The organism is Oceanobacillus caeni, from assembly GCF_019037185.1.
Classification (GTDB): domain Bacteria; phylum Bacillota; class Bacilli; order Bacillales; family Amphibacillaceae; genus Oceanobacillus; species Oceanobacillus caeni.
Genome location: NZ_JAHHXM010000038.1, coordinates 1 through 13,380, shown reverse-complemented (window position 1 = coordinate 13,380; position 13,380 = coordinate 1). Strand labels below are relative to the sequence as shown.

The 13,380-nt window shown below is 33.7% G+C and carries 13 protein-coding genes; 12 read left to right on the top strand and 1 reads right to left on the bottom strand.

The genetic code is table 11. The features are described 5' to 3' along the window. Positions 1–104: 104 nt before the first annotated feature. From KM885_RS15180 to KM885_RS15160, 5 genes are all read left to right on the top strand, one after another. Complete coding sequence (locus KM885_RS15180) at positions 105–962, top strand: MBL fold metallo-hydrolase (RefSeq protein WP_216884204.1); 858 nt, start codon at positions 105–107, stop codon at positions 960–962. 1,271 nt (positions 963–2,233) lie between these two features. Beyond that, on the top strand, positions 2,234–2,977 hold the full coding sequence (locus KM885_RS15175) for an ABC transporter ATP-binding protein (protein WP_047184086.1): 744 nt from the start codon (positions 2,234–2,236) through the stop codon (positions 2,975–2,977). Positions 2,978–2,985: 8 nt separating this feature from the next. Then, positions 2,986–4,137 carry an ABC transporter permease gene (locus KM885_RS15170; protein ID WP_047184085.1) on the top strand — a complete coding sequence of 384 codons (1,152 nt, stop codon included), beginning with the start codon at positions 2,986–2,988 and terminating at the stop codon, positions 4,135–4,137. 83 nt (positions 4,138–4,220) lie between these two features. Beyond that, on the top strand, positions 4,221–5,417 hold the full coding sequence (locus tag KM885_RS15165; protein ID WP_147522586.1) for a hypothetical protein: 1,197 nt from the start codon (positions 4,221–4,223) through the stop codon (positions 5,415–5,417). Next, the gene (locus KM885_RS15160; RefSeq protein WP_047184083.1) at positions 5,410–6,114 is read left to right on the top strand and encodes an ABC transporter ATP-binding protein; all 705 of its coding nucleotides are present in this window, start codon (positions 5,410–5,412) and stop codon (positions 6,112–6,114) included. The genes KM885_RS15165 and KM885_RS15160 overlap by 8 nt, the downstream gene beginning before the upstream one ends. A gap of 455 nt (positions 6,115–6,569) precedes the next feature. On the opposite strand, the gene KM885_RS15155 is transcribed toward KM885_RS15160, so the two are convergent. Beyond that, the gene (locus KM885_RS15155; RefSeq protein WP_047184082.1) at positions 6,570–6,800 is read right to left on the bottom strand and encodes a DUF3994 domain-containing protein; all 231 of its coding nucleotides are present in this window, start codon (positions 6,798–6,800) and stop codon (positions 6,570–6,572) included. Between the two features lie 206 nt (positions 6,801–7,006). Between KM885_RS15155 and KM885_RS15150 the strand changes: the two genes are divergently transcribed. The 7 genes from KM885_RS15150 to spxA all read left to right on the top strand — a co-directional run bounded on the left by KM885_RS15150 (position 7,007) and on the right by spxA (position 13,213). Beyond that, on the top strand, positions 7,007–7,987 hold the full coding sequence (locus tag KM885_RS15150) for an NAD(P)H-quinone oxidoreductase (protein ID WP_216884211.1): 981 nt from the start codon (positions 7,007–7,009) through the stop codon (positions 7,985–7,987). A 66-nt stretch (positions 7,988–8,053) separates the two neighbouring features. Continuing rightward, positions 8,054–9,241 carry an amidohydrolase gene (locus KM885_RS15145; protein WP_047184081.1) on the top strand — a complete coding sequence of 396 codons (1,188 nt, stop codon included), beginning with the start codon at positions 8,054–8,056 and terminating at the stop codon, positions 9,239–9,241. A 241-nt stretch (positions 9,242–9,482) separates the two neighbouring features. After that, positions 9,483–9,758, top strand: coding sequence for a phospholipase A2 family protein (locus tag KM885_RS15140; protein WP_047184079.1), 276 nt, complete (start codon positions 9,483–9,485; stop codon positions 9,756–9,758). 199 nt (positions 9,759–9,957) lie between these two features. Then, positions 9,958–10,548, top strand: coding sequence for a cob(I)yrinic acid a,c-diamide adenosyltransferase (locus tag KM885_RS15135; protein WP_047184078.1), 591 nt, complete (start codon positions 9,958–9,960; stop codon positions 10,546–10,548). Positions 10,549–10,573: 25 nt separating this feature from the next. Further along, positions 10,574–11,140, top strand: coding sequence for a Uma2 family endonuclease (locus KM885_RS15130; protein ID WP_047184077.1), 567 nt, complete (start codon positions 10,574–10,576; stop codon positions 11,138–11,140). A gap of 204 nt (positions 11,141–11,344) precedes the next feature. Further along, positions 11,345–12,472, top strand: a complete 1,128-nt coding sequence (locus KM885_RS15125) for a putative glycoside hydrolase (protein ID WP_084824008.1) — start codon at positions 11,345–11,347, stop codon at positions 12,470–12,472. 345 nt (positions 12,473–12,817) lie between these two features. Continuing rightward, a complete protein-coding gene (gene spxA / locus KM885_RS15120; RefSeq protein ID WP_047184075.1) occupies positions 12,818–13,213 on the top strand; it encodes a transcriptional regulator SpxA in 396 nt (131 codons plus the stop codon). Positions 13,214–13,380 lie beyond the last annotated feature (167 nt).

Sequence of the window (13,380 nt, the reverse complement as noted above, 5' to 3'; positions counted from 1 at the left end):
AAGCTCTTTTTATGATTGGATTAAATGTAAAATCTGGATTAATTGGGACGGGCGCTTTCGGGAACAATATTTTTGAAATGCGGAAATTTCAAGGAGGAATACAATTGGATCAAGAAATGAATTATGGTAGTGATTATAAATATATACCTACAACGTCCATCCAAAGTGGAATGGGGCTTGAAGTATTACCGGACTTATATTGTCATACAGTCCAAATTGTTAACATTTGCTTGGTTGGAAATTCCAGATCTGAAGGATTTGTATTAGTTGATGCAGGAATGCCACATTCTGCAGATGAAATTATCTCCACTACAGAAGAACGATTTGGTGAAAACAGTCGTCCGGAAGCGATTATTTTAACACATGGTCATTTTGATCATGTTGGGGCTATTATTGAATTGGTTGAGCATTGGCAAGTACCTGTGTATGCACATGAATTAGAGATGCCTTTTCTAACAGGTCAGAAGGCTTATCCAGAACCAGATCCAACGGTAGAAGGTGGCATGGTTTCAAAAATGTCACCCATATTCCCAAATGAACCAATTGACTTAGGGAATCATATTGAAACGCTTCCTTCCGATGGATCAGTCCCTCACATGCCTGAATTTAAATGGATTCATACACCGGGACATGCACCAGGTCATGTTTCCTTATTTAGAGAAAAAGACAGAGCATTAATAGCGGGAGATGCATTTGTTACCGTTAAGCAAGAATATTTATATAAAGTTTTAACACAGGAACAGGAAATAAGTGGACCACCGCGATATCTGACAACAGATTGGAAAGCCGCAAAGGAGTCAGTTAAAAAATTAGCAGCGTTGAATCCATCGGTTGCCGTTACTGGACATGGGTTTTCTATGTTTGGTGAGGAATTATCTGAGAGCTTAGAAAAGTTAATTTTACACTTTGATAGTATTGCTGTACCAGATTATGGGAAGTATGTCGATAAAAATTTACACTAAAGTATGCACAAGCCTTGTGTAATAAGCAGGGCTTGTTTTGCATGATGCATATATAATAACAGCTGTTCCAATTAGTCATGGAATTATCACGGACGAATAAATATGAAATCATTGAAGAAATGTCCGTGATGCGAGTTATCACGGACAAAATAGCAGGGAATCGTTGAGGAAAAGTCCGTGACGCGTGTTATCACGGCCAAAAGAACCGGGAATTGTTGAGGAAAAGTCCGTGACATAGAAAAAGAAACTGTAAGAGCGAAGCAAACGATCAAAAGATAGAATGGATTCCCCAAAACAAAAAAAATCCTTCACCCAAATGAATGAAGGACTAATAATTTATTCTTATTTTATTCGTAGTAAGACCAGCGATGCTCGCCTACCTTATTGAAATTGCTTGAGATAATTCTTCTAATCCTTTTTTGTGAAGGTATGATCTGACACCATTCATGAATGATATTCGTTGTTATCCTTTCATTTGGAAATAAAATCCGAAATTCATTCACGCTTCTTATTACAGCATCAGCAACAAGTTCTTCTTTGCATTCATGACATACAAGTTTCCTGCTTTCTAAAGTAACGGAAAACGAATGGCATTTTGCACAGGTAATTCCCTTTCGGAGTTGTCGATAATCATATTTGGGAATCTGTTTGTAGGGAGAATCGGTTATGTGCAATGACAATAAATGGTCTGCCATTTTCTTATGTCTTTCGGCTAATTTGGAAGGAATTTTATCTGGAATCAAGATAACTGGAGAAAAAAATAATATAATCCAATAGGCTTAATAAGGGAAAGGTAACTCATAATCTACTAAATTAGAGTACTCATTTCCAAACAAGTTGTTTAATAGGTATTGACTTCTGTGAAGGAATATCCTTACATTTATTATGTAAGGAATTTTTGGAAAAATTTAACAAAAAAGGGGGATGAAAGAATGGTTTGGATTGTTGGTGGGTTAATTGTTATTGGTGGAGTCCTTATAAACCCTAGTACCGTTCATTAAATAATTGCTTTTAATAAATAATATAGATTAGAAAAGCAATTATGAAAGTTTTCAGGTGAGTTGGTCTTTGGCGAACAGAATATTTTAAGGGCAGTTTTGCTTATAAACTGAAGTAATAACCTTTTGTTCTGTTCGTCCAGTGTAATCAAAAATTTGTTTTTAATTTTCATAGGGAAATAGAATGTTTAATAAGTTATTAATAGAAATTAATGAAAAAGTCAAAAGCCACTTAGTGGCTTTTTTGTTCCATTTAATGGAGGTAAATTAAAATTGTTAACTGTAAATAATATTAGCAAAGTATTTTCGAGTAAGAAAAAACAAATTAAGGCTGTAAATGATGTTAGCTTTAAACTAAATAGTGGAGAAATTTTAGGGATAGTTGGCCCTAATGGTGCGGGAAAGTCTACTTTGTTACGAATGATAGCTTCACTTACACTACCTACTGAAGGTACAATTAAAATTAATAATAATTACACCTCAACTCATAACAGAGGAATTAAAGATGACATTGGATATGTCGCAGTAGAAACCGGTTTATATGGGTCCATGACATCTTTTGAATTCCTGTATTATTTTGGTAGAGTGCATGGTTACGGCAAAAAAGAGGCCTTTAATAGGATAACAGAATTGGCAAGTTTGTTAGATTTTGACTATTATCTATATAAAAAAATCAGTCATCTTTCAACAGGAATGAAACAAAAGATTTCTATTGCGCGAGGATTATTACATAAACCACATTTACTTATACTTGATGAACCAACCAACGGGTTAGATATAATAGCTGCTTATTACGTTCGAGAAATAATAAAAAAATTAAAACAAACTCAGACTTCTATTATTATTTCAACACATATTATCACTGATATAAAAATGTGTGATCGGTTGATTGTTTTAAACAAAGGAAACTTAGTTTATGAAAGTAACACAATGGATGTAATTAATAATTACAATTCATTGGAGGATTTATTTTTTGATGTTACACGTTATAATAAAAATGTTAAAATGGGAATGTGATTTTTAAATTGGAAATTTTCAAATCTTATATATTAGCTAAAAAAGAAGTAAAGCATTCATTGAAAGATTTTAGAGTTATGTTAACTATTGTTATTAGTACATTAGTATTTTATCCTGGATTAATGATTGGTGTTACTTACTTTCAAGAAAAAAGTTTAGATGCTGCTCAATCGAATATACCTACTATAGCACTAGAAAAGAATGATGCTCGATTTATTCGGGAAAATTTTCAGACTATACCATTTATAATATATGAGGGAGACAGAAAAAAAGAGGTCTTGTTAGATGATGAGATAGAAGGCATTATGAATCTCGCTAGAAATGGAAGTAAAATCAAGGTAAGTTATCAATATAAGGCAAATTCTCCAAAATCATTGGCAAGTTATGAAAAGGTAAAAGCATGGTTTTCTCTAATAGAAAAGAATCAGTTAAATGATTTTATAAATAGCTTAGAAAATATAGACACAACAAGTTTATATGATTTTAAATTTCAATCAACGGATGTTACACCCGAGAGTCAACGTAGTCAATTGGTTTCTATAATCCCATACATAATACTGATTGGTGTTATCGCGGGTATAATGGGAATTGGTGTTGATAATACTGCTGGCGAGAAAGAAAGGAATACCTTAGTTACATTATTGACCTCAAGTCAAAGTAGTAGTGAAATAGCATTGGGCAAGGTTCTATCTACCAGTTTTTTTGGTATAATAACCTCCTTACTAACTATAACAGGGTTTATAGTGGGATCTTTAATTTCAGCAAATATGTTAGATATGGAAAATCTAATTAATATTGATATTGTGAATTTCTTTCTATTGTTGACAATATTATTCCCAATATCATTGTTTTTCAGTAATATAATTTTAATTCTAGGGATTTTTTCCAAAAACGTTAAAGAAGCCAATTCATATATTATGCCTCTATATATAGTTATTATATTTGTTGGGTTTATAAGTACAATGATGGAAAAGGGTACAGATTTAAAACTAGCATTGATCCCTGTAGTTAATAGTGTATTATCTATAAAGAGCATATTGATCAATGAGATATCTACATCTTTTATATCTATTTCGATTTTATCTACGATTTTTTACACTATTCTATTAATGATGATATTTATTCAATTATTTAAAAAGGAGAAGTATACTTTGGGGTAACTATGACAAAAAATTTACGAATCGCCCTATACTTATTCAAAAAACTGTTTAAAGGAAAAATAAGAAATTGGAAGGGAACCGACTTGGCCATTGTTGTGCTTTTTATTTTGGGGCTAGCATATTCCCTCCGAAGTTTTTATCCTATTATCTTACAATTCAATCAGCCGCTTATCATTAGTTCAACGTCCCTTTTAATAGGTATCATAATAGGAGTATTTATTAGTTTTAGTCAGTATGATAGCGAAGAAGTATCCTTTTTATATCTTACAACTTATAAAGTAAGTATTATTACCTGGTATTACATTTTAAAGTTGGCCATGCCCATTATTTTAATAAGTATTATTTTATTTGGTTCATTAATATTCTATTCAAATTACCCTGGTCGTATATTTGAGTACCAAACAGAAGTTATTCTGGGGGGGTTCCTGGGACCTTATATATTTTTAACCTTTCATCTAGATAAAAAGTGGAAGTTAATTCATTTAGCAGGTACCTTATTAATTGTTATAACGAGTTTACTTGAGGGGCATTTAGGAATTAAGATAATAGCCAGTTTTCTTTTTTCTTTCTTTTTTTATTGGTGTTCAAAAAAGAGTTGGGAAAAACGTCTTTATGAAATAAATAAATTTAAACGAAAGAAACGGGGGACCATTTTGTCGGGGAATCCTATTATAAAAAAGGAATTAATATTACTATTTAATCCCCAAAGAATTGTGCCCCTAACAATATTATTGGTAGTAGGACAAATAGGTTTCTTATTAGAATCGAAGTTACCATTCAATGTTATTTTACTAGTAACTTTAATTTTGGTGACTCTAATGCATGATGCATGGACTTTAAATATTATTGGCCTAGAAGAGTCAACAATTTACTTATATAAATACACAGGAGTATCTTCTAAAAAGCTTATTGTCAAGAAATGGTTTATTTGCTTTTCACTGGTATTTTTATTTGGTTTAAGTATTTATCTGTTCTGGAGTATTTATTACAATCTATCCGTCGTAGATATTACTAATGATATATTTCAACTTGTAATGTTTAACTTTGTAATCAGTATAATATATATTTTTATTGGACTAAAGTTTTCTGATTTCAATTCGCGCACGTATTATCGTATAAATATGGTAGGGGTAATAATTTCGGGTATAAGCATGTTGTCAGTATTTGGAAGCCTCCTTATTTCTGGTAAGTTACTCTTAATAGAAGCTATAATATTAGGAATTATTTTTGTGAGGGTCGTTTATCATGAAAAAACAGTTAGGAGTGTACTCTATGTTTGATAGTTTCAATATACAAATAAACAACCTTTCTCATTCCTATGAAGAAAAAGTTGCTCTTGATAATATAAATTGGACACTTAGTTCTGGGAAAATATATGTACTTTTAGGACCGAACGGTGCGGGAAAGACTACTTTTCTTAATTTATTAGCGGGTTCGATAAAACCTACATTAGGTACTATTACTTTGTTTAATTCTTTTGGAAAAGAAGATAAGGAATTCCTTAATAAAAATATAGGTTATTTAACGGAATACCCGTATTTTTATCCATTTTTGACTACTATAGAAATGATAAGATTGGTAGGGCAGTTAAGAGGCCTGGAACAAGGATTTTTAGAGAATCAGATAGAAAAATGGCTAGATACTTTTAATTTAATGGAATATCGTAACCAGCCTATGGATTCCTTATCCCAAGGCACAAAAAAAAGGGTTGCATTTATTATTTCTGTTATTCATCAGCCTAAAATAATATTGCTGGATGAACCAACAAATGGCCTCGATCCGAAACAGATTGTTTTATTTAGAAATGTTTTGAGAGAATTGGCTAACACAGGTTGTTTAATTTTACTTTCCACTCATATTATGGGTTTAGGTGAAAAGTTAGCTGACGAGGTTGGAATAATATACAATAATAGTTTAGAGTATATCGGTGACAACATGGGGAATCTGGAGAATTTATACCTCAGTATCACCACATGATATTTCTTCACCCAAAGGAAAAACACTGATTTTATAGTGACTATTACCATTAAACTTAGGACTTTGAACTAAAAGAGGAAAACGCGGTAGACACATTCATTTTCAAATTGACTCTATATCTTTTCAAAATACTTATCGAAAATGATGTCTATATCATTGACAATATACCAAAAAGTTACAAAGGGTAGCCCAAGGGTTATCCTTATTTGCTAAATTCCTAGAAATGAAAAAATCGTTATCAGGACACAGATTGAAATATCGATATGCGATCAGTTAGTTACCGTAGGCGCCAAAATAACGAAAATGAGGCGTCTTTATAAACTGCTCCTTTATTGTAGGTGAAGAATTCCAAAAAAGAAACTGAAAGAGTGAAGTAAGTTTATGATTGTGCAGGATTTTTTTGCTGAAAAATTCCCTTCATCCAAATTGAATGAAGGAATAGTTTTATGTATCTTTTAAAGAAGAAATTTTATTTTATTTGTAGTAAAATCATCATTTATTCTTTCCATCGCTTTCATCTTTTTATAATCAAAAAGTTGAATTCCTTCACCGTTAAATCGTTGTAATTTCATTGACATTATATTACGATTTTCCTTTTGTTTTTTCCCATCTTTATACACATAGTCGTGATGAAAATAAACAACTCTTCTGATGTAATCCCATTCCCAACGGTTAATAATTAACAACCAAAATACCTATACTAGTCATGCAAATAATGACTTATTACGTCAATGGCCCAGCTGACCCTTGTGTTTACCTTGACTAACAAACATCGATGGACTATATCTTTAAAGTTATAAATTTATTATTTGACTAATTTTTGCCAATAGGCGTAAGTTTTAAATAGTACCTACAGAGCAATGAAAAGATAGAAAGGAGAATTTAAATGAAAATGAAAGGAATTATTGTCAGGGAGCCAGGCGGATCTGATCAACTAGAATTAACGGACTTACCGATTCCAACTTTATCGGATGGGGAACTATTAATAAAGGTCGAGACCGCCGCTGTAAATCGTACCGATATTGTAACAAGAGAGGGAAAATCAGGTTATGCCAAAAGTGCAATATTGGGAGTTGAGGTGGCTGGTATAGTTGAAAAAACTTCCGAAACAAGACACTTTAAAATTGGTGACCGTGTAATGGGATTAGTAAATGGAGGTGGCTATGCAGAGTATGCCGTTATGCCAGCTAACCGGGCGTTAAAAATTCCGGATAACCTTTCATTTGAGGAGGCGGCGGCTATTCCTGAAGTCTTTTTAACAGCGTACCAAACACTTTACTGGATTGGAAAACTTAAGCGACATGAAACAGTGCTTATTCATGCAGGTGCGAGTGGTGTGGGGACAGCAGCTATCCAGTTAGCCAAGCAAGTTTCCGATGCAAAGGTTATTGTAACAGCCGGTTCCAAAGAGAAACTGGAATTCTGTAAACAACTTGGTGCTGATACATTGATCAATTATAAAGAACAATCCTTTGATGAAGAAGTTTTACAAGCAACAGATGGAGAAGGGGTCGATGTTATCTTAGATTTTATTGGTGCTAGTTACTGGGAGAAAAACTTAGCAAGCATCAAAAAGGCCGGAAGATGGGTGCTAATCGGAGTACTTGGTGGAGGCGTTGTGGAAAAAGTAAATTTAATGGAGTTAATTGCTAAGTATGTGCAGCTATCTGGGACATTATTAACTCCAAGAAGTGATGAATATAAGGCTGATTTAACCAAGGAATTTGCTGAAGTTGTTATGCCACATTTAGAACGTGGAAATATAAAACCTATTATTGATACTGTCTTTCCGATCGAAGAAGTAGCAACAGCGCATAATTATATGGAAGAAAATCGCAATATCGGGAAAATTATTTTACGGCAAAGTCTTTAATACAGTTGTAGCGGCATCGACTAACAATAAAGGTGTAAAATCAATGTTATAAAGGAGATTTACATGATGAAAGATGAATTAATGAAAATGCTTGAAGAACGAGAAGATGAGATGATTAAAATACGTCGATATCTACATGAACATCCTGAACTTTCATTTAAAGAAGAAAAAACAGCAGCATACATTGCTGATTTTTATAAAGGAAAAGATGTTGAAATAGAAACGAATGTAGGAAACGGATATGGAATTATTGTAACGATAGAAGGAGCATCGGAGGGAAAGACAATTGGCCTTCGCGCGGATTTTGATGCTCTGCCAATCACGGAAAAAGCGGATGTTCCATTTAGGTCGAAAAATGAAGGTGTCATGCATGCTTGTGGACATGATGCTCATACAGCATATTTGTTAATTTTGGCTGACTGTCTGATCCAACTAAAGGATCAAATAAAAGGGACGATAAAAATAATTCATCAACATGCAGAGGAGCAGCCTCCTGGTGGTGCAAAAAGTATTATGGAATCTGGAAAACTCAATGATGTAGATGCCATCTTTGGTATTCATATATTACCAGTGGCGCCAGCAGGTACAGTTGGATATCATAGTGGATATTCTTTTAATGGTCGAACTTATTTTAAATTGAAAATTCAAGGAAAAGGTGGACATGGATCATCTCCTGACAAAGCAAATGATGCAATAGTTGCGGGTTCCTACTTTGTAACAGCGGTACAAACAGTTGTTAGTCGCCGTGTAAATCCAATGGAAGCTGGTGTTGTAACCATTGGATCATTCGACGGAAAAGGAAGCTTTAATATAATTAAAGATAGCATTGAACTTGAGGGGGACGTACGTTATTCTAATGATGAAACGCGGGAAGTGATTGACAAAGAATTCAAAAGGATTGTGAAGGGACTGGAAGAATTATTCGATGTTACTTGTGAACTTACGTATACACCGGACTATCCACCATTGTATAACGATCCTGAATTGACATCATTTGTTGCCGATACCCTAAATGGGATACAAGATAGTGACATCAAAGAAGTGAAAGAATTCCCTAAACTGTCGCCATCAGATGACTTTGCATACTATCTGGAAAAAATCCCTGGTTCTTATTTCTATATCGGTTGTACCCCAAAGGGAGTTCAGCAACCTTACTTTAACCACCATCCGAAATTTGATATTGACGAAGATGCGATGCTTGTTGCAGCTAAATCAGTGGGGCATATTGTTTGTCATTTTTTAGATAAGGAATAAATTATTTGCTCCCTAATCTCCAATTACCCCCCCAAGCTTTCGAGGAACAAAGAAGGTAGGTGGGAGATCAACTGCCCGTAAAGGTCCGATAACATCAGTGGGGGATGAAGGAAAAAGCCGACTGATGGAAGTTTTCTTTATCAGCCAAAGGCAAAGTAGGTAATCGTTCATACCATTCTAAAACCCTCCGAATATTCTATAGTAGAAACAAATTATTCATTTTGTAAAGGGGGGGAGAAATATGATACCTCATAAACGAAATAGAGGTATTCGGTTTTGTGTTTTTCCTGGCTACAGATGGTGTGGACCAGGATGTAGTGGTCCTGGTGCGCCAATCAATGATGTCGATGCTATTTGTAAAGCACATGATGAATGCTACAGAAGGAACGGAAATAGACACGCCTGTGACCAGGTGTTTCTTCGTCGCCTAGAGCCTAAAATTAATCCATATACCCAAAAGGGACGACAAGCGCGAACACTCTATCATTTAATGAAGGTGAAGTCGTTTTATAATTAGGGAATAGTAAAAACACTTTAAAAACATAGGGGCTTCTGTATTGCTCCTATTTTTATCTTTGCCAGAAGTCCCATGAGATTTCAGGTTTTAAGTGAGAAAGTCAAAAACGTCTGAATAAGGCAATGGATTATTCGATTGTCTATATTTCTTTTGCTATAATTAGGATAATTAGCAATAGGAACAGGAGAGGGGAGAACGTATGCGTTTATATACAAAATCAGGGGATAAAGGCCAGACCAGTTTAATTGGCGGTAGAGTCGATAAGGATAATATTCGAGTGGAGGCTTATGGTACATTAGATGAATTGAATTCCTTTATAGGTAAAGCCATTTCTGAGCTCCGCTGTGATAAAAAACTTTTTCATGATATTATCGATGATCTTGAAAAAATACAGCATGAACTATTTGATTGTGGAACTGAATTATCCAATGTATCCAAAAATAAAAAACAGACATTATCTGAAGAACCGATTACGTATATGGAAAACAAAATTGATGAACTTATTGATGAGGCACCGGAACTGGAGAAGTTTATTCTTCCTGGTGGTTCTGATGCATCTGCAACGATTCATATTGCAAGAACCGTGGCAAGAAGAGGGGAGAGAATGATTGTTGCGCTTATGAAAGAGGAAGAAATATCTTCAGTCCCTTTAAAATATGTCAATCGACTTTCAGATTATTTATTTGCAGTAGCACGTGTTATTAATTCAAGATTAAATGTTCCTGATGTCGAGTATGCAAGAAGTGCAAGAGTGTTTCGTGGAACAAATAAGAAGGATAAAAACCAATAAGTGAATGAAATGGAGGGGAATACAAATGTATCTGTACCGTAATAGTTCTATGTCGCTTGAAGAGTATTTTCAAGTTCGTGAAAAATCAGAGGAAATATTGGAGTATATTGATGGATTTGTTTACATGTCACCCTCACCATCTACAAAGCATCAGCGTGTATCGAGTAAGTTACAAATAAAATTCGGAAATTTTTTAGTTAGTAGCAATTGCGAGGTATTTTCAGCCCCGTATGATATCGAATTAAAGAATGACAACATAGAAGGTACCAAAATCGTTGTACCTGACATTAGTATTATTTGTGATAAAACTGGTTTTACAGATGCTAGATATGTAGGGATTCCCAAGCTTATTGTTGAAATTTTAAGCCCATCCAACCAATCACACGACTTAGTAACGAAGCTAAATCTTTATATGGATTATGGTGTGAAAGAGTATTGGATTATCAATCCGATGCTGGAAACCATAACAGTATATACCTTAAATGATGAAGAAATGTATGAACAACATGATATTAAAAAAGAAACAGGAGAAATTACATCAAAGGTATTAAATGATTTTCGTGTTGATTTAAAAAACATATTTGAAGATTAATGGTAGATAAGCCTTCCAATTTCATTGGGAGGCTTTTAATAATGGTTTTTAATGGAAGAAATGTGAATACCAGTCTTTTTAACCTTTAATTACAAACTATATTTAACCCTAGGCATTCATATAATAAGATTAAATAAATTTCACCATTAACCACCATTTAGCATCTTCCAATCGATAATTTTTATCCAAAGGAGATTGGTACAGATGATGAAAAAAATCTTATTAAACTTTATTTTATTTACGACCATAACGAGTCTAATTTTCCCATATGTTATGAATGGTGAAGAATCAGAGGAATACGATTTTACGTACCCTGATGCAGTTAGAGGAATCTATGTCTCCAGTAAAGCTGCGGGTTCTGAACGTTTTAACTCCTTAATTGATTTGATTGAAACAACGGATTTAAATACGATGGTAATCGATGTAAAGGATGATTACGGAAATTTGTCCTTTAAGGTAGACAAAGATTCCCCGTATCATTCGGTCGCTACTGACGATATACCGAACCCAAAAACATTGATGGAAACATTAGAGAAGAAAAAGATTTATCCTATCGCTAGGGTGGTTGTATTTAAGGATTCCATGCTAGCGAAACAAAGGCCAGATCTTTCTTTTACTGAAAATGGACAAGTATGGACAAATAAGAATGGAGAGGCATTTGTAAATCCATTTGAGAAAGAAGTGTGGGATTATAATATAGGCGTTGCTAAGATGGCGGCAGAAATGGGATTCCAAGAAATTCAGTTTGACTATGTACGATTTCCAGAAGGCTTTGAGAAGAAAGATGAAATATTGCAATATTCAACAGGAGAATATGAAAATTTAAAGATGAATAACGTGAAAAAACGGGTAGAAGCTGTATCAGATTTTGTAGCTTATGCGAAAGAACAATTAAAGGATTATGAGATAGATGTATCTGTTGATATATTTGGTTATGCAGCAACGATTGAAGAGGCTCCAGGAATTGGTCAAAATTTCTCACGGATATCAGAAAATGTAGATGTAATTTCATCCATGATTTACCCAAGCCATTGGTCAAACAATTACTTTGGAATACCTATCCCTGATAAAGAACCGTTTCGCTTAGTGGATGAATACGCGAAAGTGGAAAATGATGTTCTTGGAAAATTGGACACCCCTCCGATATCGAGGCCATGGATCCAAGACTTTGAAGCGCCATGGTTGTATACGAACGGGAAGACGAAAGCATATGGTGTAGAAGAAGTGGAAGCGCAAATTCGTGCACTTTACAAAAATGGAATCAATGAATTTTTATTATGGAATGCTGGAAACCATTATACGAAGAATGTAGATTATTTAATTGGTAGCTGATTATAATAAAGCAGATTTCTCATACTTGTCTTTACGAAGATAACAAGAAGCAGTTTTCCTTTATGAAAGGGAAAATGCTTCTTTTTCAATATTACATATATATTTTATTTCGATTACTTGGTTTAATTGGCAAGGGAATAGGGTATCTTATGTAGTAGTTGGAGTTACGTTTGTCAATATCAGTGAAAAATACCTATTATTTCTAAAATACCTCTACCTTTAACTTGACAATTGTAGTATACTAGGTAATGGAGTTATTTAAACTTATTTTAATTTAATAATGAAATAAGTTTTCATAGGCTATTTTTAGAAATATATATACTTAGAAATGAGGAGTGAAGTTACATGGTAACGCTTTATACCTCACCAAGTTGCACATCTTGCAGAAAAGCAAAAGCATGGTTGGAAAAACATAACATACCATATAAAGAGCGTAATATATTCTCTGAACCTTTATCGTTAGATGAAATTAAAGAAATATTACGTATGACTGAAGATGGAACTGATGAGATTATTTCAACACGTTCTAAAGTTTTTCAAAAATTGGATGTTAATATTGAACAATTACCAATGAAAGAATTGTTCCAATTAATTCAGAAAAATCCTGGTCTTTTAAGAAGACCTATTATTCTAGACGAAAAGCGTCTTCAAGTAGGATATAATGAAGATGAAATTCGTAGATTCTTACCAAGAACCGTACGTACATTCCAACTACGTGAAGCACAAAGAATGGTTAATTAATAATTTTGCATATAAATAAAGGTTAAAAACGCAGAATGATTTATTGTTCTGCGTTTTTATTCTATACAGCGAGTTTTCATCGTGACAAAATTAGGTTGTACAATAAATGACGTTGGTGGGAAAAACTCACCTACGTCATTTTTGTGTTTATAAATAGAAAACAAGTG